Origin of the sequence: Mycobacterium sp., from assembly GCF_025933915.1 — a bacterium.
GTDB lineage: Bacteria > Actinomycetota > Actinomycetes > Mycobacteriales > Mycobacteriaceae > Mycobacterium.
Genome location: NZ_JAICZA010000081.1, coordinates 1 through 22203, shown reverse-complemented (window position 1 = coordinate 22203; position 22203 = coordinate 1). Strand labels below are relative to the sequence as shown.

The following is a 22203-nucleotide window of genomic DNA, read 5'->3' as shown; positions in this document are numbered from 1 at the left end:
GCTGTCGGTGCTGAACACCGCGCTGGGCGGCGGCCTGAGCTCTCGGCTGTTCCAGCAGGTCCGGGAGCTGCGTGGGCTGGCCTATTCCGTCTATTCAACGGTGGACATCTTCGCCGACACCGGCGCGCTGTCCGTGTACGCGGCCTGCCAGCCCGAACGCTTCGACGAGGTTATGGCCGTGACCAGTGAGGTCCTCGACTCGGTGGCCACCGACGGCATCACCGAGTCGGAATGCCGCATCGCCAAGGGCTCGCTGCGTGGCGGTCTGGTGCTGGGCCTGGAAGATTCCGGCTCGCGGATGAGTCGGCTGGGCCGCAGCGAGCTCAACTACGGCAAACACCGCACCATCGAGCACACCCTGCGGCAGATCGACCAGGTGACCGTCGAGCAGGTCAACGCCGTCGCTCGCCGGCTGCTCGGGCAGCGCTTCGGCGCTGCGGTTCTTGGCCCCTACGCGACCAAACGGTCACTGCCCCAACAACTTCGGGCGATGGTAGGGTAGCTCAAATGTCCGCCTCCTCACTCGCGCCGTGCCGGCGCTCGCCGTCGACGGACTAGCCGAATGGTACTGGGCTTTTGGGACATCGTGGTGCCCATCGTGGGCGCCCCCATGGCCGGCGGGCCGGGGACGCCCGCGTTGGCCGCGGCGGTGTCCAACGCCGGTGGGCTCGGTTTCGTCCCCGGCGGGTACCTCAGCGCCGAGCAGCTCGCCGACGACATCGCCGCGGCACGCAAGGCCACCACGGGTCCGCTGGGGGTGAATTTGTTTGTGCCCCAGCCCAGCGTCGCCGACTGGGTGGCGCTGGACTACTACGCGGCGGAACTCGAAGAAATCGCCGACCACTACCAAGTGGAGGTCGGCCATCCGCAGTACGGCGACGACGATGGGTGGGAGCAGAAGCTCGAGGTGGTGGCCGACGTCCGGCCCGAGCTGGTGTCTTTCACCTTCGGCGTCCCGCCGCCCGACGTGATTCGGCGCCTCGGCGCGTTGGGCCTGCTCGTCCTGGTCACGGTGACGTCGGCGTATGAGGCCGGAGTGGCCGTCGCGGCCGGCGCGGACAGCCTGGTGCTCCAGGGCCCCGCCGCCGGGGGCCACCGCGGCACGTTCGCGCCCGACATGGAACCCGCCAACGAGTCGCTGCACCAGCTCATCGATCGCGTCCGCAACGCGCATGACGTCCCGATCATCGCCGCCGGCGGGCTGGGCACCGCCGACGAGGTCGGGGCCGCGCTGCGCAGGGGAGCGGTGGCCGCCCAGGTCGGCACCGCGCTACTGCTCGCCGACGAGGCCGGCACCAACCCCGCGCACCGCACCGCCCTGAAGAACCCGCTTTTCGCCACCACCGTTGTGACGCGGGCATTCTCGGGCCGATACGCGCGCGGCCTGGAAAACGACTTCACCCGTATGCTCGACCACGTGGCGCCGCTGGGCTACCCCGAGGTCAACCAGATGACATCGCCCATCCGGGAAGCGGCCGCCGCCATCGAGGATCCCAACGGGATACCGCTGTGGGCCGGGGCGGCATTCAAGCACGCGAGCGCGGGCCCCGCGGCCGACATCATCGCCAGCCTCGTAGCCACCGGTTAGCCCGCGCCGGCGGTCAGCCCAGCAGGCCGGCCGGGTCGGTGAACGGCAGACCGAGGTCGGCGGCCACCTGCTCGGACAGCAGCGCGCCGTCATGCGTCGAAAGGCCTTTGGCCAGAGCAGGATCCGATCGGCACGCCGCCCGCCAGCCACGTTCGGCGAGCGCGAGCACATACGGCATCGTCGCGTTCGTCAACGCCACCGTCGACGTCTTGGGCACCGCGCTGGGCATGTTCGCCACGCAGTAGAACACCGTGTCGTGCACGGCGAAGGTCGGGTCGTCGTGCGTCGTGGGTCGCGAATCCTCGAAGCAGCCGCCCTGATCGATGGAGATATCCACCAGCACGGCGCCCGGCTTCATCTGCGCGACAAGAGAATTCGAGATCAGGCTGGGGGCCTTCGCGCCGGGGCGCAGCACGGCGCCGATGACCAGGTCGGCGCGCTTGACGGTGCCCTCGAGGTCATAGGCCGACGAGTAACGGGTGCGGACCTGACCGCCGAACTCCGCATCGAGCAAGCGAAGCTTGTTGAGGTTGATATCGAGAACCGAGACCATCGCCCCCATGCCGCTGGCGACGCGGGCCGCGTTGTAGCCGGCCGTGCCCGCCCCGATCACCACGACGTCGGCCGGCTTGACGCCGGGTACGCCGCCCATCAGCACGCCGCGCCCACCGTGGGTGCGCATCAGGTGATACGCCCCCACCTGAGCGGACAGCCGCCCGGCCACCTCGCTCATCGGCGCCAGCAACGGCAATGTGCCGTCAGCGGTTTGGACCGTCTCGTAGGCGATGGACGTCGTTCCGGACGCCAACAGCGCGTCGGTGCACGCACGCGACGCGGCCAGATGCAGGTAGGTGAACAGAATCTGGTTGCGCCGCAGCAGGTCATACTCGGCCGACACCGGTTCTTTGACCTTGAGCAGCAGGTCGGTGTCGGCCCAAACCTGTTCGGCCGTATCGGCGAGCCACGCGCCCGCCGCCTTGAACTCGGAGTCGGTGATGGACGATCCCTCGCCGGCGCCGGACTGGACGAGCACGTCATGACCGCGGCGGATCAACTCGGCGACACCGGCGGGGGTGATGGCCACGCGAAACTCGTTCGTCTTGGTCTCGGTCGGTACGCCGACTCGCATGCTCGCCCCTTGTTCGCGGATTCATTCAATTGTGAAGCCCCCTTCAAGTGTGAAGAAAGCTCGGATGGGCCGCAATCGATATGAATTGCATCGCCCGCTGGCTATGATCGGCGGATGACCGACCCCTGCGTTTCGGCCACCGTGCGCATCGATGCCCGCCCCGACGCGGTGTACCGGCTCATCACCCACCTGCCCACCCTGGCTTCGCTGGCCGAGGAGGCGGTGGCGATGGAGTGGCGCAAAGGTGACGCGGTGAGCCCGGGCGCGGTGTTCACCGGCCACAACGAAAGCGGCAGCCGGCGCTGGAGCACCAAATGCACCGTCACCGACGCGGAACCGGGCCGACGGTTTGCTTTCGACGTGACCCACACCATCCTTCCGATCGCCCGCTGGCAATACGACATCGTCGCGGCGGACGGCGGATGTGAGGTCACCGAAAGCACCTGGGACCGCAGGCCGGGCTGGTTCCGCAAGGTCGCCGGCAAGGCCACCGGCGTCACCGATCGGGTGGCCGCCAACACCGAGCACATCCGGCTCACGCTGCAGCGCCTCAAACAGCGCGCCGAAACCGAGTAGCCGAAGGATCGCGGGAGTTCCGATGACGCGACGCGATCCCGCCGTAGCCGTCGTGGGAGCCGGCATGTCGGGGCTGTGCGTCGCGATTGCCTTGCTGCGCAGCGGCATTACCGATGTGACCGTCTATGAGAAGGCCGACGAGGTGGGCGGCACCTGGCGGGAGAACACCTACCCGGGTCTGGTCTGCGATATCCCGTCGCGCATCTACCAGTACAGCTTTGCCAGGAACCCCAACTGGTCGCACCTGTTCTCACCCGGCGGCGAAATCCAGGCCTATTTCCGAGACGTCGCCGACCGGTACGCATTGCGCGACCGGATCCGGTTCGGCACTCAGATCGGCCACGCGCGTTTCGACGACGGCCGCTGGGTGCTGCGCACCGACGCCGGAGAGGAATCCACCGTTGACTTCTTGATCTCGGCCACCGGCGTGCTGCATCACCCGCGACTGCCATCGATCCCGGGCTTGGATGACTTCGGCGGCAACGTTTTTCACTCGGCACGCTGGGATCACGGCGTCGACGTGCGGGGGCGGCGCGTCGCGATCGTCGGCAACGGGTCGACGGGCGTACAGCTGGTGTGCGGTCTGGCCGGGGTGGCCGGCCACGTCACGCTGTTCCAGCGCACCGCGCAATGGGTGCTGCGCCTGGCCAATCCGCGCTACAGCGGCTTCACCGGGATCACCCGGCGGAAGATGCCGTGGCTGGATGGGTTGGCGTACCGGATATACAGCCTCGGCTACGACTACTTCGCGGTCGGGCTGACCAAGCCGGGCCTGCGCCGCAAGATCATGGCGGCGCTGTGCCGCGCCAGCCTCTGGGAGATCCGTGATCCCGAGTTGCGGCGGTCCCTGACTCCCGACTACACGCCGGCCTGCAAGCGCCTGGTGATGTCGAACGGTTTCTACCGGGCCGTGCAGCGCGATGACGTCGAGCTCGTGACGACGAGCATCGACCATGTGGAACGGCGCGGCATCGTCACCGGTGACGGCGCTCTGCACGAGATGGACATCATCGTGCTCGCCACCGGATTCGACACGCACGCGTTCTTCCGGCCGATGGAGCTGATCGGCCGCGACGGCATCTGCGCCAATGACGTTTGGCGCGACGGCCCTCGCGCCTACCAAACCGTGGCGTTGTCCGGCTTTCCCAACTTCTTCATGATGCTGGGGCCGCACAGCCCGGTGGGAAACCTTGCGCTGACGACGGTGGCCGAATCCCAGGCCGACCACATCGTGGGCTGGATCGAGCGCTGGCGCCGGGGTGAATTCGACACGGTCGAGCCGACCGCCGCGGCGACCGAGCGTTTCAACGCGAAGCTGCGCGCCGCGATGCCGGACACCGTGTGGACCACCGGCTGCAACAGCTGGTACCTCAACAAGGACGGTGTGCCCGAGGTGTGGCCGCTCACGCCGGCCGAACACCGCCGGATGCTGGCGAACCCCGACCCCGGCCAGTACGACCTGCGCCGCCACGTCGCGGCCGGCTGAGGACGATCCGTGAAAGAACCCAGTACCGGCGGTTTCGCATAGCTGGGTCGCATACCTATACTTGGGACGCGCGATGTCCACCGCAAGACTGCGATCGAGGGCTAAACGCCGAGGTAGGGGGCATGATGCTGACCGCTGACATCCAAGTCGACCAGGCAGCGGGTCCACATGACGCGTCGCTCGACCACGAGCGACTGGTCCTCGAGGCGCGTGACGTGGACTTCGATTGGGCGACGCTGCCTTTCCATTACGTGCCCGGTGAGCCGTTCGCCACCCACGTCCTCAACGTGCTGCACCTGCTGCTGCCCGCGGGCGAAGAGTTCTTCGTCGAGGTGTTCAAGCAGACCTTGCCGCTGATCAAAGACGACCAGCTGCGGCTGGACGTCCAGGGGTTCATCGGCCAGGAGGCGATGCATTCCCAGGCGCACGCGAACGTGCTCGCCCACTTCGCCGCGCGGGGCATCGACCTGACCCCCTACACCGGCCAGATCAAGTGGCTGTTCGACAAACTGCTCGGCCCCCGGCCCCAGTGGAGCAGGCGCCGCCGGCAGAGCTGGCTGCTCGAGCAGGTGTCGCTGGTCTCCGCCATCGAGCACTACACCGCCATCCTGGGGGAGTGGATTCTCGACTCGCCCGCCCACGACGCGATCGGCACCGATCCGGTGATGCTGGACATGCTGCGCTGGCACGGCGCCGAGGAAGTCGAGCACAAGGCGGTGGCCTTCGACACCATGAAGCATTTGCGGGCCGGCTACTGGCGGCAGGTGCGCGCCCAGCTGGTGGTGTCGCCCGCCATGCTGCTGTTGTGGATTCGCGGGGTGCGGTTCATGTACTCGCTGGATCCCTGCCTGCCGCCGCGCACCAAGCCGCGCTGGCGCGACTACTGGCGTGCGGCACGCCGTGGACTGGTGCCCGGTCCGCTGCGATTCGTGCGAGCGATCGGGAACTACTACCGGCCGGGCTTTCACCCCTCGCAGCTCGGCGGTCTGGGCCTTGCCGTCGACTACCTGGCCGTCTCACCGGCCGCGCGGGCCTCGCACTGACTCATGACCACCACGTCGAGCCTCACCGCCAGCGACGGCGTCACGCTGGCTGTCCACCGCTACACCGACATCGACCCCGCGCGCCCAACCATCCTGGCGATTCACGGCTTTCCCGACAACCACCATGTCTGGGACGGCGTGGCGCAGGAGCTGGCCGGCCGACCCTACAACTTCGTCGCCTACGACGTGCGCGGTGCAGGTGAATCATCTTCTCCCGCAGCGCGTTCCGGGTACTTGTTTGCGCAACTGATCGCCGATATCGGTGCGGTGATCGACAGCCTGGGCGTCGAGCGGGTGCACGTGCTGGGCCACGACTGGGGCTCGATTCAGGCGTGGGCGGCGGTCACCGACGACTCGGTGATGGGCAAAGTGGCCTCGTTCACGTCGATCTCGGGTCCGCACCTGCAGTACGCGGGGGCGTTTCTGCGGTCGGCGCGTGCGCCACGGGCGGCGGCTCACGTCCTCAGGCAACTGATCTCGTCGGGCTATATCGGCTTCTTCTTGTGCCCGGGGGTGCCGGAACTGTCGTTTCGCTCGCACGTCGGCGTGAAAGTCGTTGAGGCCCTTGAACGCATCGGCCGCTCCAGCACCCGCAGTCAACGCCACGAAACCCGGCGGTCGATCACCGACTATGTCAACGGGCTCAACCTGTACCGGCAGAACATGCCCGCGCCGATGCTGGCGCCGGGTCCGCAGCTGCCGACGACCACGGTCGCCGTGCAGACCCTGGCCCCGCGGCGCGACGTCTTCGTCACGCCCGCGCTACAGCGCTTCACCGGAGCAATCCCCGACGGCGGCAGGGTGATCGAGATCGAGGGTGGGCACTGGGTGGTGACGTCGCGCCCGGACGTCGTCGCCCGGCTCACCGCCGAGTGGGTCGATCGGGCCGTCGCCGGCGGGCCCGGCGTGGCCGAGGTGCGCGGCGAGCGGCGCGACGTGCGCGGCAAGCTCGCCCTGGTCACCGGCGCCGGCGCCGGGATCGGCAGGGCCACCGCGGTGGAACTGGCCCGCCGCGGCGCCCGCAAGGTCGTGCTGGCCGATCGTGATCTGGCGGCCGCCGGCGAAGCCGCCGGCGCGGTTCGCGCCGCGTGCGCCGAGGCCGCGGTCTATCGGGTCGACGTCAGCGACGAGGCCGCGATGAACGACCTTGCGGCGCAGGTGCGCAACGAGCACGGGGTGGTCGACATCCTGGTGAACAACGCCGGCATCGGGATGGCGGGCCGCTTCCTGGAGACCAGCTCGGCGAATTGGGAAAACATCATGGGGGTCAACGTCGGTGGCGTCATCTCCGGCAGCCGGGCGTTCGGCGCGCAGATGGTCGAGCGCGGCGAGGGCGGAACGATCATCAACGTGGCCTCGGCGGCGGCCTACCTGCCGTCCAAATCCATGGTCGCCTACAGCACCACCAAGGCGGCCGTGCTGGCGCTCAGCGAATCATTGCGCGCCGACTTCGCCGACGAGGGCATCAGCGTCACCGCGGTGTGCCCGGGATTCGTCAACACCGACATCGCCAAAAACACGATCTACGCCGGAATGAGCGCGCAGCAGCAGGAGCGGGCGCGGGGCAAGGCCGACGCCGCCTACCGGCGCCGCAACTTCACCCCCGAGGCGACCGCCAAGGCGATCGTGAAGGCCATCAAGACCGGGCCCGCCGTGGTGCCGATCGCCGCCGAGTCCCGGATCGGCTACGCGATGCGGCGCATCAGCCCGGGGATGGTTCGGCTGTTCGCACGCTTGGACATTCGGCAGACGTAGGGGGACCGGTGTCGGAGAGCATTTGGGCCAGCAGGCCCGCCGACCTGTACGGCCGGCGCGACCACGATCGCTTCGGGTCGTTGCTGTGGGGCGTGCGGGCGGTGTTCGAGGGCTTCGCCTCGGTATCGCGGTGGCAGCCGTCGCGGGTGAAGCCGGTGCAGCGCAAGCTGAAAGCGGTCGTGACCAAGCGTGAGGTCGTCGCGCCGGACGTCGTCGCACTGACGTTGGCCGACCCCGACGGCGGGCTGCTTCCGTCCTGGACACCCGGCGGGCATCTCGACATCCTGTTGCCCTCGGGCCGGCGCCGGCAGTACTCGCTGTGCGGTCCGCCCGGCCGACGCACCGACTACCGCATCGCCATCCGCCGGATCGCCGACGGCGGCGGCGGATCCATCGAGATGCACGAGGCTTTCCAGGTGGGCGACACGTGTGAGTTCGAAGGCCCGCGCAATGCGTTCTACCTCGGCACGGCCGAACGCGACGTGCTGTTCGTCATCGGCGGCATCGGGGTGACACCCATCCTGCCGATGATCCGCGTCGCCGCGCGGCGCGGGATCGAGTGGCGCGCAATCTATGCCGGCCGCAGTCGTGAATACATGCCGCTGCTCGACGAGGTGGTGTCGGTGGCCCCGGACCGCGTGACGGTGTGGGCCGACGACGAGCGAGGCCGCTTCGCCACCGTGGGCGAGCTGCTGGCGGGCGCCGGCCCGGCGACCGCCGTCTACGTGTGCGGGCCGAGTGCCATGCTCGACGCCGTCCGGGTCGCGCGCAACCAACATGCCGGCGCGCCATTGCATTACGAGCGGTTCAGCCCGGCACCGATCGTCGACGGAGTCCCGTTCGAGCTGGAGCTCGCGCGATCACGGCGGGTGCTCGCGGTGCCGGCGAATCGGACGGCGCTCGACGTCATGCTCGATCGCGACCCGACGACCCCCTACTCGTGCCGGCAAGGGTTCTGCGGCACGTGCAGGGTCAAAGTGCTTGCCGGACAGGTGGATCACCGCGGGCGTGCCGCTGCGGGTGATGACGGCATGCTGGTGTGTGTGTCGCGGGCCGACGGCGGCCGGGTGGTCATCGACGCCTGAGGCGGTGGCGCCGGGTCAAGGCCGGGACCGCTCGAGGTAGGAGGCCAGCGCGTTGGTCAGGCCCCGGCGCGCCATGTCGAGGTCGGCGTAGGAGCCCAGCTGGCGCTCCGACACCAGGCCGCGCATCGCGCCGGGAATCAGGGCGGCCACCTCGCGGACCCGGTCCGGGTCGACGTCCAGCCCGGCGAACGCGTGCTGGCAGGTCTCCAGCCAGCTTTTGCCCCAGGAAAACAGCTCGGCGGCGGTGCGCGGGTAGAGGCGTTCGAGCTCGTCGGGATCGCGCGGCAGCGCGGCGCGCAGGTTTTCGATCGCGCGTGAATCCGGCGATGCCAGGCCGCTGTAGAGGGTCTCGATGATGGCCCCGACGCGTTCCCGCAGCGGTGCCTCCGGTGAGATCGGCGCCGACAGCGTCGAGAACGTCGCGGCGCGCCGCTCGGCGGTGCGGTGCAGCACCGCGGCCCAGAATCCGTCGGTGTCGCCGAACTGGTACTGCACCGCACCCCAGGTGGCACCGATGTCCTTGGCGATGCGGTTGGCCGATACCGAGCCCGGCTCGCCGGAGCCCAGCGAGCGCAGCGCGGCCTCGAGCATGCTTTCGCGAGTCGCATGACCCCGTCGATTGGGCCGCCGGCCCGCGATGCCGGCTCCGCTGCTCTGACGGGTCATTGGGCGATCTTATCCACTCGGGCCGGGCGGGACGGCGGGTTTCATAGAAGGTACTTTGATGTTTTGTGGTCGCGGCCTATATTCGTACCCGAGGGAGGGCAGCTCATATGGCAGGGTTCGATGGCTAAGCCGCCGTTGTCGATGAAACCGACCGGCTGGTTCCAGGTCGCCTGGTCCGACGAGATCGGTATCGGCGACGTGCACAAGATGAAGTACTTCGACTCCGAGATGGTCGCCTGGCGCGCCGAATCCGGCCAGCTCACGGTGATGAACGCCTATTGCGAGCACCTCGGTGCGCACCTGGGGTACGGCGGCAAAGTCGTCGGGGAGGTGCTGCAGTGCCCGTTCCACGGGTGGCAGTGGAGCCAGGAGGGGCGCAACGTCTGCATCCCGTATCAGGACCGGCCCAACCGCGGCCGGCGCATGCGCACCTACCCGGTGGTGGAACGCAACGCGTCGGTCTACATCTGGCACGACGTGCAGCGCCGCGAACCCTACTTCGACCCGCCCGACGTGTTCGCCGCCTTCGACGACGGCAGCAGCGTCGACGACTACTACCCGCAGCAGCGGCTGTACCGCGAGACGCTGGAGATGCATCCGCAGTACGTGCTGGAAAACGGCGTCGACTTCGCGCACTTCAAATACGTGCACAACACCCCGATCGTGCCGGTGTTCACCCGCCACGACTTCGCCGAGCCGGTGTCCTACGTCGACTTCACCATCACCTTCGAAGGCGACGACGGACAGAAGATCGAGGACGTCAACAGCGGCGTGCAGGCCATCAACGGCGGCCTGGGGATCGCGGTGACCAAGAGCTGGGGCATGATCGACAACCGCACCATCTCGGCGATCACCCCGGTGGACGAGCGCACCTCCGACGTCCGGTTCATGGTCTACATCGGCCGGGTGCCAGGCAACGAATCGGACCGCGCCGAACTCAAGGCGACCGAATTCGGGCAGGAAGTGATCCGCCAGTTCACTCAGGACATCGAAATCTGGCAGCACCAACGGTATTCGGATCCACCCGCACTGGCCACCAACGAGTACGAGGGATTCACGGCGATTCGCCAGTGGGCCAAGCAGTTCTATCCCGACGGCATCGGCGGCAGCGCGGCCGAAGTGTACGCAGCATCCCAGAAAGGCTGAATCGAATGAATGCACCCGCTGGACCGATCCGTGTCTTCCAGGTCGGAAGCGGAAACGTCGGTTCGGAGATGATCAGGCGGATCGCGACGCAGCCCGATCTCGAACTCATTGGCGTGCACTGCTATTCGCCGGAGAAGGTTGGCAAGGACACCGGAGAGTTCGCCGGCGTGGGTGCCAACGGGGTGAGGTTCACCGGGACCGTCGAGGAGATCGTCGCCGCCAAGCCCGACGTGCTGACCTTCCACGGTGTGTTCCCCGACGAGGACCTCTACGTCACGGTGCTCGAGGCGGGGATCGATATCGTCACCACCGCGGACTGGATCACCGGCTGGCATCGCGACAAGAATCACCCGCACCCGTCGGGCAAACCGGTGAGCCGGCTGCTGGCGGAGGCCGCTGAGAAGGGCGGTGCGACGTTCTACGGCACCGGAATGAACCCGGGGCTGAACCAGATTCTGGGCGTGGTGTGTTCGGCCGACGTCGCCGACATCGAAAACATCACCACCATCGAGTCCGTCGACGTGTCGTGCCACCACTCCAAGGACACCTGGATCGAGGTGGGCTACGGCCAGCCGGTCGACGATCCGGAGATCCCGTCGAAGCTCGAGAAGTACACCCGCGTCTTCGCCGACAGCGTGTACATGATGGCCGACTGCTTCGACCTGCCGCTCGACGAGGTCAAGTTCAGCTACGAGCTGGGCGCCTGCACCAAGGACGTCGACCTGGGCTGGTACAGGCTGCCCAAGGGCTCGCTGGGCGGCAACTACATCAAGTACCAAGGCATGGTCGACGGCGTGCCGCGGGTCGAGACGCACCTGGAATGGCAGATGACCCCGCTCACCGATCCCAGCTGGAACATCAAGGGCTGCTACATCACCCAGATCAAGGGTGATCCGTGCGTCTACAACAAGCACATGATCTTTCCCAAGCCCGGCGTGGACCTGTCCAACCCGGACAGCTTCGCCTCCATCGGCATGACCGTGACCGGCATGCCCGCCCTCGCGTCGATCAAGTCGGTGATCGCCGCGCCGCCGGGACTCATCACCAGCGCCGACCTGCCGCTGCGCGGATTCGCCGGGCGGTTCGTCACGTAGACCGGGTCGCCAGCTCGCCGAGCGTGCGCAAAATGTCGCCACCAGCGGCGTGTCGGTGCACAAACACGCACGTTCGCGATGAAAAGGGGCCGCAGTAGGCTGCACCCATGCGAGTGGGAGTGCTGGGAGCCAAGGGAAAAGTCGGATCGACGATGGTGGCCGCCGTGCAGGCCGCCGAAGATCTGACGCTGTCCGCCGAGGTGGACGCCGGTGACGCACTGAGCCTGCTGACCGACGGCGACACCGAGGCCGTCATCGATTTCACCCACCCCGACGTGGTGATGGGCAATCTGGAGTTCCTCATCGGCAACGGAATTCACGCCGTCGTCGGGACCACGGGCTTCACCGCCGAGCGGTTGCGGCAGGTGCAGGCCTGGCTTGCCGAGAACCCGAAAACGTCGGTGCTGATCGCGCCGAACTTCGCGATCGGGGCGGTGCTGTCGATGCACTTCGCCAAGCAGGCGGCGCCCTTCTTCGACTCGGCCGAGGTGATCGAGCTGCATCACCCGCACAAGGCCGACGCCCCGTCGGGCACCGCGACGCGCACCGCCAAACTGATCGCCGAAGCCCGAAAGGGCTTGCCGCCCAACCCCGATGCCACCAGCACCGGCCTGCCGGGTGCGCGCGGCGCCGACGTGGACGGAATCCCGGTGCACTCGGTGCGCCTGGCCGGACTGGTCGCTCACCAGGAGATCCTGTTCGGCACCGAGGGCGAGACGCTCAGCATCCGCCACGACAGCCTGGACCGCACGTCGTTCGTGCCCGGAGTGCTGCTGGCGGTGCGGCGCATCAAGGAACGCCCCGGCCTGACGGTGGGGCTGGAGCCCCTGCTCAACCTGCAATGACCAAAGCGCTGCGCGTCCAATTGCTCGTCGCCTTCATGTGCGTCGCGTTGTTGGTGTACTTCGCGCTGCTGGGCCACGTGGCCGTCGCGATGATCGCCTCCGGCCGGGCCGCCGCCGTCGGTCTCGGGGTCGCGGTGTTGATCATGCCCGTCATCGGCCTGTGGGCGATGGTCGCGACGCTGCGGGCCGGATTCGCTCACCAGAAGCTGGCGCGGCTGATCGCCGACGACGGAATGGAACTGGACACCGATGCATTGCCGCGCCGGCCGTCGGGCCGCATCCAGCGCGACGCGGCCGACGCGCTGTTCGCGTCGGTGCGCGGCGAAGTGGAGGATCACCCCGACGACTGGCGGCGCTGGTACCGGCTGGCCCGCGCCTACGACTACGCGGGCGATCGCCGCCGCGCCCGCGACGCCATGAAGACCGCCGTCAACCTGCAGGGCCACCCATGAGCAAGACGCTGCTGATCGTGCATCACACGCCGTCGCCGCACACGCACGAGATGTTCGAGGCGGTGGTGTCCGGCGCGACCGACCCCGAGATCGAGGGCGTGGAGGTGCTGCGCCGCCCGGCGCTGACGGTCTCGCCGGCCGAGATGCTGGGCGCCGACGGATATCTGCTGGGCTCCCCGGCCAACCTCGGCTACATCTCGGGCGCCCTCAAGCACGCGTTCGACTGCTCGTACTACCAGCTGCTCGACTCCACTCGCGGGCGACCCTTCGGGCTGTACCTGCACGGCAACGAGGGCACCGAGGGCGCCGAGCGCGCGATCGACACCATCACCACCGGGCTGGGTTGGTCCAAAGCCGCTGAGACGGTGGTGGTTTCGGGCAAGCCCAGCAAGGAGCAACTGCAAGCGTGCTGGGAACTGGGGGCGACGGTGGCCGCCCAGCTGATGGAGTGAGTCGCACCAATACTGCTCAGTGCGCAGGCGTTTCACCGGCTTCCGTAAATCTTGCCGATGCGCCGGGAGTGGAGAACAACGATCTCGGCTCGACCTGCGGCGAGGTAGTGGGCCCGACGCTATGCATTGTCCGGAGAAAGGCCGAACCGGCCTGTGGCCCGGCGGTTTCCGATACGACGTGGGAGGCTCCGGGACGAGCCGATGCGGCGGCCGGGTCCAACATCTGCAATATCTCGCGCGGGAGCTCGATTCGGTCGGACTGGTAGGACAAGTCGTCATTGGGCGGAATCAGCCGCGACGCTTCCCGTCCACGGCCGATGGAGGTCTCCGCCAGTTCGGAGCCGGTGCCGCTGACTTGGCTCAGGGTAAAGGTCTCGGGCGCTAGTCTCATTTCTGGCGGAGGCCAGGTTGAAGCCGAGCTCTTATCGTCGTCGCCCTGTGGCATGCCCTTGCTCCCGGTCTCGCTTCCGGGCGGAATCGGCACATCCGGCGGACGCTGGGGACGGGCTTTACCGCCGTCGTTGGGGGGGACGTCGCCCGGCTGTCGCGGGCCCGATGGCTGCGTCGGCGTCGCGCCCGCCGCCTGCTCGAGATAGTGCCGCCACGCCTGAAGATAGCTGAACAGTTGCTGGGTATAGTCCGCCGGCACGGGTGGCACCGGCGCCGGAGCGGCGGACGGCACCGGCGGCATGAACGGCATACCAGGCATCGGCGGCATCGCAGCCATGAACGGCATTGTGGGGGGTGCGAACTGACCTCCCGGCGGCGCGATGGGAAACCCGGACGTGCCGTTCGGAAATAGTGTCCCGGCCGCCATGGCCGTCCACTGCTCGAGAAGCTGTCGCCAAGTCTGGAGGTAGTTGAACAACTGCTGGTTTAAATCGGTTGTGGGCGTGAACATTTGCTGACCTCCCGCGAGTGTGGGGATGGGGGACGAAGGGGCGCCGAACGAAAACGCGGCCGGCGCGTCCAGCGGATGTGGCAATGACTGCTGGCAGAATTTCGAGTCGAGCGTGCGCAGCGCACGGGTGTCGGCCGGCTCCCGGTTTTCGATGTCGAACACATAGCAGTAGTCACCGGCCGGTGTCGGCATTCGAATCGGGCTCGACAGCCCTTGATCGAGGAAGCCGAAGGGAAACTCCCACGGCAGTGTGGTCTTCTCCCGGCGATCGAGACCGCCCGATTCGACCCAGATGTAGTGGTCCAGAACGGCATTGACGGCATGGCGGCCCGACTCACACGCCGACTCCATCGACGTCACCCGAGTGAACGTCTTGTTCCACGTGCCCGCGAAGACCACCGAATTGTGGTGCACCTGATAGCCGCCATGGCGAGCCTGCCAGACGTTGCGCCGCTCGAGGTCTTCGAGCCACAAGTCTTCGGGCGGTGCGCTACTCCAGGACGATCCGTGTGGATTCCATGGGTCGCTGCCGGGCCGATTGGTCCAGTCCCCGACGATGGGAACGAGGTACGGCGACTCGTTGCGAACCACGCGGCCCTGGCCCTGACCGGGTCCGGTAGCCATGATCAGGCCCCGATCGAGTGCGTACCATACGGGCCACGGCATGAACTCCCGTCCGACGGCTCCGGCGTCGCTGGTGAGCGCGGAAACGATCTGGCGCCACACCTCCGCCGCGATTTCGTCAGGAGTGCAGTCGCGGGCCGCCTTGCCCCGGCCGAACTCGTCGACCAGGTGACGGGAGGGGGTATTGAAATCGCCGATGTCGACCGAAAGCACCGAGACGTACCCGTCGCGGTCGAGAACCGGTCGGCTCTCCCACAGCCCGTGCTGGTTGATCGATGACAGCCCCCATTCCGTGCCCGTGTACAGCATGTGTCCTCGGAGCAGCTGAAATTCCGTGTCGAAGTAATACTGGATGCCGCACAGCGTTTGGAACCGGTCCCACGGCACCCGTCCCAATTCCTCCATCGCGTACGGATTCCGCCGCCGCTGGGGCCGGGTCCTGTCGGGTTGCAGGGGACCGTCGGGTGGGGGCGCGATGGTGGTGAACCCGTCCAGCCTGGCCACGGTGCCACCGGTACCCGCCGCGCGCAGCGCGCTGGTGATGTATTCGGCCGCCGGGGCATCAACGGCGACGACCGTGTAGTCCGGAGCCACCCGTGCACCGTCGGCCAGCGTGATCTGCACACGCGGTCGCAGATGGGGCGGCTGGGTCGGGTCGATGGCCGGAGGATCGAGGCGGCTTACCGCGTTGTGAACGAAGCGGACGCCGAGCGCGACGAGGTGGCGATACCAGTGGTCAAACCACGACTCGGTGGTGGGACCATTGAGCACCCCGTCGGCCTTTGTGTCCCGGCGGTCCATAGTCAAATACAGCTGCAGATAGGTGCTCATGTTGGTGCGCGCGTCCCCCCAGCGCGAGTCGAGAGCGACCAGGACCCTTGGCATTTGGCGTAACAGCTTGTCGCAATGTGGCGAATAGGAGAATTGGTTGATCCGCGTGCTGGGGTCGTGTCCGACCAAGAAGTCGTAGGCGGACACGTTCTCCAGCTCCAGCGCGCGACGCAACGGACTGGTGACGAGGTAGCGAAGCAGCCTGCTGAGGTAGGTCGCGACATCGCTGGGGGTCAGGCCCAATGTCGTGAGTTGGTTGGCGATTCCGAGAAACTCGGCGGGGCTGCGTGGCAGTTCGCTGGGAAAGACGAGGGACGGCTGGCCGTCCACCGTGGTGCCCTTGGTGATTACCCGCCGGACGTTGTCATAGACGGTGCGGGGTGTTGGTGTCCAGCGGGCCGCGCCACCGGTCGTCTGCGTGAGCTCATAGACCGGGATGCGCTGGAACAGGTCCCAGATGTGTAGGTAGAACGCCGGAAAGAAGCGAAAGCCGTGTTCGCCCGCAACCGCGCGCCCAGGGTCGCGGGGCCGCCCCCGCCGGCCCGGGAAGGGCCGCAGCTCGGCCCGGCTCCCGGTGCGCGTGCCCACCGTCGAATACTGCGAGGCGGCGAGACCGCCGAGTTTGACGGGCGGGTAGGCGCCTGCCGGCTCGGACCCCAGCCCGTTGCGCTCATCGGTGCGTGTCTCGTACACCGTGACGACGAACCCGCGCTCCGCGAGTTCGTGAGCGGCGGTGAGGCCGGCGATGCCGGCGCCGAGCACCGCCACCGTGGGACGGCGTTCGAGTGACGCCGGCGTCGTTATGCGCTCGCTCATGGTGCACCCGCGCGCAGTTCGGACAGCAGTGCGGGTTGCGAGGACGCCCGGACCGCGGCGTGGACGTAGGCCAGCAGCGAGTCGTGCGCACGCTGGACGTCATCGAGTGAACCGCGAACCGCAACCGTGTCCGCCCCCACAGCCTCGCCAAGCCCCACCCTCGCATCGACCAGATCGAGGATGGCGGCTCGAGAGGTGGTGATCCGGACACCGGCCACCGGCGCCGCACCGTTCGACACCCGAAGCCGATCACCGCCTCGCAACGAAAACACCTCGCCGTCGACGTCGAGCTCGACCACCATCGGGCCGAGCTCCGCGACCAGCACCCGGTAACTGTCGGGCACCTCGTCCTCCAGGTGCTCGACCGAGCGCCGCAACAGCGACGAAACATGTTCAACCATAGAGGAACTCGAATACGCCTGTGCCGACGAAGTCGAAGTCTTCGCCGTTGATCGTTCCGCTGGCCCAGGTGCTGCCGCCGGTTTCGCAGAGCACGGTCGATTGGTCGAGGGAGGTCTCGCTCGGCTGCGCCACGCGGGCATAAGAACGCGAGCGGAACTCGGCGTGTACCCGGTCACCCGCCCGCGTCGCGGTGATGTCGATCCGTTCCGGCACGCCCGGCACCTCGCCGTCCAGCAGCAGCCGCATCGGGGGCGGCAGGGTGCAGTCGGCCGCGCGGGTAAGCCGGCCGTCTAAGTGCGTCCGGACCGCCGCGTGCCGGAATATCGCCGCGGGTTCGTCGTAATGCCACACGTAGAGCGCTTGGGACAGGCAGCGGAGCCGGCTCCGGTCGGTCGTGTGCAGGAATACCATGGACCAGGGGTTTCCGGGTTCGGTGGGCAAGAGGGTGCCCCAGGTCCAGCCGAAGTCGTCACCCCACCGGAACCGGCCCCAGTTGTGGTCGTGATAGGCGAGCTCGTCTTCGAAACGGTGCTCTCGGCCGCCGATACGCAACCATCCCGCGGCGCGCAGCCTCGGCACAAAGAGCCAGCTGATCCGGCCGTCCCCCACCGGCTGGTTGCGGACCACGAATGGCCGGCTCACCGGGGAGAAGTGCAATTCACCCCGAAGCTGATTGCCGGGCAGATCGATTGACACGCAATAGCCGTCGGATAGGACGGTCATCCGGTTGCTGTCGATGGTCAGTTCGCCCAGATCGGCCGAGACGTTCAGAGCACCCGCGTCGAACCGTTCGATGGCGCCCGTCCACTTTTCGTCGTGAGCGATCACGATGACACGTGGCGCGAGCCGGACCTCATCGGCGCCGAACGCTTCATTGTTGAGGCTGAAGTTGATCAAGAGCCGCAGGTCGCGTCCGTGGACCACAAAGTGATGCCACTCCTTGAATCCGGTGGGCCGGGCCGTGGCCAGCACGGGGGCGCGGAGGAAGTCGTTGCGTGCGAGCAGCGCGCTCATCGTAGCCACCGTGTGGTCTCTGCGGCCGCCGACTTGCTGGTCGGATTCTGCTGTGCCGTAGTTGAATTGGCGATTCGATCGATCGTCGCACCCAGGGCCGCCAGCCCGAGCAGGGCGTGCACGAAATCATCTGGGGCGCGGGGCGGGTCGGATCTTTGGTCGTCGTTAGCAAGGGCGTGAACCACCCGGGCCAGGCCGGCGAGGCCAACGAGGTAGTCAATGAAATGGCTCTGCTCGGCGAGCGCCTCGCGAGCATCGGTGAGCGTCATGCGAACCCCTCCGGCCGCAGGCGAGCCAGGATGGAATCGTCGAGGCCATGCCCGACCACGGCGTCGGCCAGCAGATCCGCCCAGGCGTCGGGGGCGGCATTGGGCGCCGCGGGACCGTCAAGAACGTTGAAGCTGACCATCTCCCAGACGCGCCGGAGATTCTCGACGGCTTCGGAACCTGCCAACGCGTCGCGCAACCGCGACCCGCGGGGAGTGGCCGCGTAGCGGCGGCCCTCGGCAACGAGTAGGTCGTGTAGCCCCCGGGCGGCGGCGGGGTTGCCCAGGACAGCGCGGCGCGCGCCAAAAAGTAGGTCGAAGACGGCCCGCTCCGTGCCGTCGGTGGTGTCCGGCGGGGCCGGGCGCAGCTGCGGGGTCTCACGGTCGATGAGGTCGAGAGTGAGCCCACGGATCCGTTCGAGCTCCGCCAACATGCCGATCAAGGACTCGGGGTTCATCGGGTCCGCCCGTGTACGTAGTCCACGAGGTCGGCCAGCATGTCTCGATGGCGACTGCGTGGGAACCAGTCGAGACTCGCGAGCGCCACGGCCGCCTGCTGGGCATGCCCGGCGGCGACATCCCGGGCGTGCTCGAGTGAGCCGACGTGACGCATCAATTCGTAGAGCCATTGAATGTCGTTGAGGCTCTTGCACGGCGAGGGGTGGTGTCCCTGTAGCCGGGCCTCGATCTCGGCCCGACCCGACTGGGACAATTCACCTCGGGCGGCGAGCCGATCGAGCAGCGTCGTAACCCCTAACTCGCCGTCCGCGCTCGGGCGGCGCTTGGCCAGAATCGCCACGGCGCGAACCTGGTCCGTCGGCTCGGCGCATCGCAAGGTGTGCAGCAGCATCAGCGTCCGCTTGCCCTCCCAGAGGTCGCCACCGATCTCCTTCCCGTACTCCTGCGGGTCCGCCCGCAAGTTCAACAGGTCGTCGGTGATCTGGAAGGCCGCTCCGAGATGGCGGCCCAACGACTCCAGCGGGGCCATCCGCTCGGGTGCGGCGCCGGCCGCGATCGCGCCGGCCTGTAGCGGTGTGATGAACGAGTACCAGCTGGTCTTGAGTTCGACCATTTTGAGGTAGTCGGCGTCATTCAGCTGCCAGGTGTTGGATCGGACCCACTCGAGTTCGAGCGCCTGGCCGTCGACGGTCAGCCGGGTCATCTTGGCGATGGCCCGCAGTATCCGCAGGGCGGGCCCGAGCCCCACCCGCTCGACGTTGTCGAGCAGTGGTTGTAGCGACAGCGACAGCATGGCGTCGCCGACATTGACGGCGATCGGCACGCCGTGGTCGACGTGCAGCGTGGGTTTGCCGCGCCGCCACCAGGATTCGTCCTCGATGTCGTCGTGGATGAGGAACGCGTTGTGGTACAGCTCGAGCGTCGCAGCGGTCGGCAATATTGCTTCGAGATGCCCGCCGAGTCCTAGACACATCGCGATGCTCAGCGCCGGTCGAAGCGCCTTCCCGCCGCGCAGGGGGTAGTCGAGGATCAGGTCGTAGAGGCCGTTCGACTCGCGTTCAGCCGGACCGTACAGCCGCTCGATCTCGCCGTCGCAGGCGTCCTTGCACAGGGCGAGGTAGTCGTCGAGTGGGGTGCAGGCTGTTGGGGTGATATTGCCGTCAGTTGTGGATAGCGACGAGGCCGGTGGCATCGGTGATCCTTTGTGCGTAGCGGATCCGCACGGTGAACTGAATTTTCCCCGTGCCGTTTTCGCCATCGAGCTCCAGGCTGGGCAGGAGGCTGACGGCGAGGTCCACCGGCTCCTCACCGGGAGATGCCTCGGGCGCCGCGCCTTGGGGGATCCGTCGCCGGCGGCCGATCAGGAGCAACCTAGGGTCCGCGTCCGGGGCGTTGAGCGGTTTGGTCCGGTGCAGGGCGTTGATGTTCCCCGCGGAAAGCAACTGCTGAAGGATTGAGTACCCACCGACCAGATGATTGAGCCTGTGCAGCCCTTCGGTGTTGGTCACTAAGCAGGACGGCGCCCGATATCCGGTGGTCTCGACGTCCGCGCGGGCGTCGACGAGCGCGTCGATGAGGGGTTGGGGAGTGAAGGCCGTAGTGATGGTGTTACCGGCGTTCGTATAAAGGTTCGGGAGGACGTCGTCGTCGAGGTCCTTGGCGAGGTCCTTGGTCGCGGTCATCACTCCGGTGAGCAGCGCATCGGGGGTCGGCGCAATCGTCTCCGCGAGTGTCAGCTCCAACGTCCTCGACTTGGTTGTCACGGGTATCAGGTTCGGGGTGGCCACGATGCCGTTGGGAACACTGATTTGGCCAGGGTCACCGGTGTCCCAGTGCGGGATGGCTTGCCAGACAATGCTGCACTGCCCGAACGTCTCTTTGACTGCTTGGTTGGCAAGGGCCAACCGCTCTGCACTCAGGTACATGGCTGCCGCTCCTTGACCGCCCCCGACTGTCGGTACAAATCATGTGACAAATACCACGCGCGCGCAATCACTGCAGCAAAGTTTCAAAAGTGGGGTAGCGCATTACTTGTTCAGGAGTGCTACCTCTTGACCGGGGGTCATTTCGCCGCGCGCCACCGCCTCGCAGTGCGCCAGGTGCAGCGGTGCGACGGGGTCGTCGGGCAGCAGCTCTCGGCATCGTTCGAAGGCAGCGCGCGCCCCATCGACGTCGCCCGAATCGAAAAGTGCAAAGGCTTCGTCGAACGCGGGCTGCGCCGCGCGTTTCGCGGCGCGAAGTAGGGGCGAATCCTCGTCGTACACTTCGTAGATCGTCACCGGCCGGCGTCGATTGACCACCATGACGCGCTCCATCCGACGGACGTTGAACTGCTCCGACGCGGCGAGGCGCTGATACGTGTGATCGGAGATGAGCAAGGCGGAGCCGTAGCGTTTGTTGGTGCTCTCGATGCGCGCAGCCAGGTTCACCGCGTCGCCGATGATGGTGAGCACCATGCGGTTCACCCCGCCGACGAGCCCGACCGCCACCGCGCCGGTATTGATGCCGATGCCCGCGCGCAGCTCCTCGGAACCCAGTGCCATGCGTTCCTGGTTGTGCTCGTGCAAGGAGCGCAGCATGGCCAGTCCCGCCCGCACGGCGTCGGGCTCGGACTCGAAGACGGCGACGATTTCGTCCCCGCGTACGTCTTGAATCATGCCGTTGTAGCTGATGATTGGAAGCTCGACGGCACGCAGGAAGCCCATCGCCAAGTTGCCCGCCTCGTCGACGTCCATGTCCTCGATCATCGTTGTGTAGCCCCGGATGTCGCTGATGAGTACCGTCATTTCGCGTTCGACCCGGTAGCCGCTGCGGACGCGGCGAAGGTCATCGATGTCGAGGATGCGCAGCAGTTCGTTGGGTACGAATCTCGATTGCACGTCCATGAGGGACTGTCGGTACTCGTCGGCCGCGCGTAGTCGTGCCTCGAGTTGGAAGTTCCACAGGGGCGCGGCGGCCTGGGCGCACAGGAAGGCAAGCGCCTGCTCGTGGTCGGCGTCGAAGTTTCTCCCCAACTCTTGCTCGGCATAAATCACGCCGATCGCCTTGTCCTGCACCATGATTGGTGCGACGAGTAGCGACGGCCTTGATGCCGCAGCCGGCTGCTGGCGTCCCGGTGATCGGTCGGCCGGGCGGGCCGGGCCGACGGCAACGATCAGCGGGGAGCCGGAGTTCATCACGCGGCGCACGACATCCGCGTCATAGGGCACCTCGGTCCACGGCCCGTCGACAATCGAAATGTCGCCGTGATCATTGATGGCGCGGACCGACAGATTCTCCGGTTCGCCGGTGAGGAACAGGACGCGGCCCGCCCCGGTGGTGTCCGCGACCGAGCCCAGAATGATGTTGGCCAAGCTGTCCGGGGTCCGCGCCCCCGACAGCGCGTGTAGCAGCTGATGCGCGCCGACCGGGTCGATCCCCACCGAATCCGTCTTGAGATCGCGCCGCAGTAGCCAGGGGTGCTCGCGCGCGAGCCAGTCCCTGCGCACCGCGAAACCCAGATTCAGCCAGCGCTGGTACGCCGACCGCAGCATGTGCTCGCGAAGCGTCGTCCGCCCGGTCTCGGCGTAGAGG

The 22203-nt window shown here is 67.3% G+C and carries 22 protein-coding genes; 12 read left to right on the top strand and 10 right to left on the bottom strand.

Features of this window, described 5'->3' with window-relative positions; translation table 11 throughout:
• Positions 1-502 (top strand): insulinase family protein (locus tag Q0W90_RS14415; protein ID WP_297774955.1); only part of this gene is annotated, 502 nt, incomplete at its 5' end.
• 60 nt (positions 503-562) lie between these two features.
• Positions 563-1588 carry a nitronate monooxygenase gene (locus Q0W90_RS14410; protein WP_297595765.1) on the top strand — a complete coding sequence of 342 codons (1026 nt, stop codon included), beginning with the start codon at positions 563-565 and terminating at the stop codon, positions 1586-1588.
• 13 nt (positions 1589-1601) lie between these two features.
• On the opposite strand, the gene ald is transcribed toward Q0W90_RS14410, so the two are convergent.
• The gene (ald, locus tag Q0W90_RS14405) at positions 1602-2717 is read right to left on the bottom strand and encodes an alanine dehydrogenase (protein WP_297595766.1); all 1116 of its coding nucleotides are present in this window, start codon (positions 2715-2717) and stop codon (positions 1602-1604) included.
• Between the two features lie 114 nt (positions 2718-2831).
• Between ald and Q0W90_RS14400 the strand changes: the two genes are divergently transcribed.
• From Q0W90_RS14400 to Q0W90_RS14380, 5 genes are all read left to right on the top strand, one after another.
• Positions 2832-3293: an SRPBCC family protein gene (locus Q0W90_RS14400; RefSeq protein ID WP_297595767.1), complete on the top strand. Its 462-nt coding sequence runs from the start codon at positions 2832-2834 to the stop codon at positions 3291-3293.
• A 22-nt stretch (positions 3294-3315) separates the two neighbouring features.
• On the top strand, positions 3316-4779 hold the full coding sequence (locus Q0W90_RS14395) for an NAD(P)/FAD-dependent oxidoreductase (RefSeq protein ID WP_297774952.1): 1464 nt from the start codon (positions 3316-3318) through the stop codon (positions 4777-4779).
• Between the two features lie 125 nt (positions 4780-4904).
• Positions 4905-5822, top strand: coding sequence for a metal-dependent hydrolase (locus tag Q0W90_RS14390; RefSeq protein WP_297699318.1), 918 nt, complete (start codon positions 4905-4907; stop codon positions 5820-5822).
• A 3-nt stretch (positions 5823-5825) separates the two neighbouring features.
• A complete protein-coding gene (locus Q0W90_RS14385; RefSeq protein WP_297774950.1) occupies positions 5826-7577 on the top strand; it encodes an SDR family oxidoreductase in 1752 nt (583 codons plus the stop codon).
• Positions 7578-7585: 8 nt separating this feature from the next.
• A complete protein-coding gene (locus Q0W90_RS14380) occupies positions 7586-8662 on the top strand; it encodes a PDR/VanB family oxidoreductase (RefSeq protein ID WP_297596506.1) in 1077 nt (358 codons plus the stop codon).
• 15 nt (positions 8663-8677) lie between these two features.
• Here the strand turns inward: Q0W90_RS14380 and Q0W90_RS14375 are convergent, their stop codons facing one another.
• Positions 8678-9328 (bottom strand): TetR/AcrR family transcriptional regulator, encoded by a 651-nt coding sequence (locus Q0W90_RS14375; RefSeq protein ID WP_297699309.1) that lies wholly within the window; start codon positions 9326-9328, stop codon positions 8678-8680.
• Between the two features lie 120 nt (positions 9329-9448).
• Here Q0W90_RS14375 and Q0W90_RS14370 point away from each other — a divergent pair, with 120 nt between their 5' ends.
• The 5 genes from Q0W90_RS14370 to Q0W90_RS14350 all read left to right on the top strand — a co-directional run bounded on the left by Q0W90_RS14370 (position 9449) and on the right by Q0W90_RS14350 (position 13317).
• Complete coding sequence (locus Q0W90_RS14370; protein ID WP_297596501.1) at positions 9449-10474, top strand: Rieske 2Fe-2S domain-containing protein; 1026 nt, start codon at positions 9449-9451, stop codon at positions 10472-10474.
• Positions 10475-10479: 5 nt separating this feature from the next.
• Positions 10480-11568: a dihydrodipicolinate reductase gene (locus Q0W90_RS14365; RefSeq protein ID WP_297774948.1), complete on the top strand. Its 1089-nt coding sequence runs from the start codon at positions 10480-10482 to the stop codon at positions 11566-11568.
• A gap of 107 nt (positions 11569-11675) precedes the next feature.
• Complete coding sequence (gene dapB / locus Q0W90_RS14360; RefSeq protein ID WP_297596497.1) at positions 11676-12413, top strand: 4-hydroxy-tetrahydrodipicolinate reductase; 738 nt, start codon at positions 11676-11678, stop codon at positions 12411-12413.
• Complete coding sequence (locus Q0W90_RS14355) at positions 12410-12865, top strand: hypothetical protein (RefSeq protein ID WP_297596495.1); 456 nt, start codon at positions 12410-12412, stop codon at positions 12863-12865. The genes dapB and Q0W90_RS14355 overlap by 4 nt, the downstream gene beginning before the upstream one ends.
• Complete coding sequence (locus tag Q0W90_RS14350; protein WP_297596493.1) at positions 12862-13317, top strand: flavodoxin family protein; 456 nt, start codon at positions 12862-12864, stop codon at positions 13315-13317. The genes Q0W90_RS14355 and Q0W90_RS14350 overlap by 4 nt, the downstream gene beginning before the upstream one ends.
• Positions 13318-13333: 16 nt before the next feature.
• Here the strand turns inward: Q0W90_RS14350 and Q0W90_RS14345 are convergent, their stop codons facing one another.
• The 8 genes from Q0W90_RS14345 to Q0W90_RS14310 form a co-directional block, all read right to left on the bottom strand.
• On the bottom strand, positions 13334-16489 hold the full coding sequence (locus Q0W90_RS14345; RefSeq protein ID WP_297774945.1) for an NAD(P)-binding protein: 3156 nt from the start codon (positions 16487-16489) through the stop codon (positions 13334-13336).
• The gene (locus Q0W90_RS14340) at positions 16486-16890 is read right to left on the bottom strand and encodes an SCP-2 sterol transfer family protein (protein ID WP_297596489.1); all 405 of its coding nucleotides are present in this window, start codon (positions 16888-16890) and stop codon (positions 16486-16488) included. Before Q0W90_RS14340 ends, Q0W90_RS14345 begins: the two co-directional genes overlap by 4 nt.
• Positions 16883-17905: a hypothetical protein gene (locus Q0W90_RS14335; protein WP_297774942.1), complete on the bottom strand. Its 1023-nt coding sequence runs from the start codon at positions 17903-17905 to the stop codon at positions 16883-16885. Before Q0W90_RS14335 ends, Q0W90_RS14340 begins: the two co-directional genes overlap by 8 nt.
• Entirely contained in the window at positions 17902-18174 is a 273-nt protein-coding gene (locus Q0W90_RS14330) for a hypothetical protein (protein WP_297596475.1), read from the bottom strand. Before Q0W90_RS14330 ends, Q0W90_RS14335 begins: the two co-directional genes overlap by 4 nt.
• A complete protein-coding gene (locus tag Q0W90_RS14325) occupies positions 18171-18629 on the bottom strand; it encodes a hypothetical protein (protein ID WP_297596473.1) in 459 nt (152 codons plus the stop codon). Before Q0W90_RS14325 ends, Q0W90_RS14330 begins: the two co-directional genes overlap by 4 nt.
• Positions 18626-19822, bottom strand: coding sequence for a polyprenyl synthetase family protein (locus tag Q0W90_RS14320; protein WP_297596471.1), 1197 nt, complete (start codon positions 19820-19822; stop codon positions 18626-18628). The genes Q0W90_RS14325 and Q0W90_RS14320 overlap by 4 nt, the downstream gene beginning before the upstream one ends.
• On the bottom strand, positions 19791-20555 hold the full coding sequence (locus Q0W90_RS14315) for a hypothetical protein (RefSeq protein ID WP_297596469.1): 765 nt from the start codon (positions 20553-20555) through the stop codon (positions 19791-19793). Before Q0W90_RS14315 ends, Q0W90_RS14320 begins: the two co-directional genes overlap by 32 nt.
• A 102-nt stretch (positions 20556-20657) precedes the next feature.
• Positions 20658-22203: adenylate/guanylate cyclase domain-containing protein (locus Q0W90_RS14310; protein ID WP_297774940.1), on the bottom strand; the 1546-nt coding region annotated here is incomplete at its 5' end.

Bases quoted from the DNA above. Each gene is read 5' to 3' on its own strand.
- Q0W90_RS14365 (WP_297774948.1), top strand. From the start codon at position 10,480: ATGAATGCACCCGCTGGACCGATCCGTGTCTTCCAGGTCGGAAGCGGA.
- Q0W90_RS14315 (WP_297596469.1), bottom strand. From the start codon at position 20,555: ATGTACCTGAGTGCAGAGCGGTTGGCCCTTGCCAACCAAGCAGTCAAA.
- Q0W90_RS14395 (WP_297774952.1), top strand. From the start codon at position 3,316: ATGACGCGACGCGATCCCGCCGTAGCCGTCGTGGGAGCCGGCATGTCG.
- Q0W90_RS14320 (WP_297596471.1), bottom strand. From the start codon at position 19,822: ATGCCACCGGCCTCGTCGCTATCCACAACTGACGGCAATATCACCCCA.
- Q0W90_RS14345 (WP_297774945.1), bottom strand. From the start codon at position 16,489: ATGAGCGAGCGCATAACGACGCCGGCGTCACTCGAACGCCGTCCCACG.
- Q0W90_RS14385 (WP_297774950.1), top strand. From the start codon at position 5,826: ATGACCACCACGTCGAGCCTCACCGCCAGCGACGGCGTCACGCTGGCT.
- ald (WP_297595766.1), bottom strand. From the start codon at position 2,717: ATGCGAGTCGGCGTACCGACCGAGACCAAGACGAACGAGTTTCGCGTG.
- Q0W90_RS14400 (WP_297595767.1), top strand. From the start codon at position 2,832: ATGACCGACCCCTGCGTTTCGGCCACCGTGCGCATCGATGCCCGCCCC.
- Q0W90_RS14410 (WP_297595765.1), top strand. From the start codon at position 563: ATGGTACTGGGCTTTTGGGACATCGTGGTGCCCATCGTGGGCGCCCCC.
- Q0W90_RS14390 (WP_297699318.1), top strand. From the start codon at position 4,905: ATGCTGACCGCTGACATCCAAGTCGACCAGGCAGCGGGTCCACATGAC.
- Q0W90_RS14325 (WP_297596473.1), bottom strand. From the start codon at position 18,629: ATGAACCCCGAGTCCTTGATCGGCATGTTGGCGGAGCTCGAACGGATC.
- Q0W90_RS14355 (WP_297596495.1), top strand. From the start codon at position 12,410: ATGACCAAAGCGCTGCGCGTCCAATTGCTCGTCGCCTTCATGTGCGTC.
- Q0W90_RS14335 (WP_297774942.1), bottom strand. From the start codon at position 17,905: ATGAGCGCGCTGCTCGCACGCAACGACTTCCTCCGCGCCCCCGTGCTG.
- Q0W90_RS14370 (WP_297596501.1), top strand. From the start codon at position 9,449: ATGGCTAAGCCGCCGTTGTCGATGAAACCGACCGGCTGGTTCCAGGTC.
- Q0W90_RS14330 (WP_297596475.1), bottom strand. From the start codon at position 18,174: ATGACGCTCACCGATGCTCGCGAGGCGCTCGCCGAGCAGAGCCATTTC.
- Q0W90_RS14340 (WP_297596489.1), bottom strand. From the start codon at position 16,890: ATGGTTGAACATGTTTCGTCGCTGTTGCGGCGCTCGGTCGAGCACCTG.
- Q0W90_RS14350 (WP_297596493.1), top strand. From the start codon at position 12,862: ATGAGCAAGACGCTGCTGATCGTGCATCACACGCCGTCGCCGCACACG.
- Q0W90_RS14375 (WP_297699309.1), bottom strand. From the start codon at position 9,328: ATGACCCGTCAGAGCAGCGGAGCCGGCATCGCGGGCCGGCGGCCCAAT.
- dapB (WP_297596497.1), top strand. From the start codon at position 11,676: ATGCGAGTGGGAGTGCTGGGAGCCAAGGGAAAAGTCGGATCGACGATG.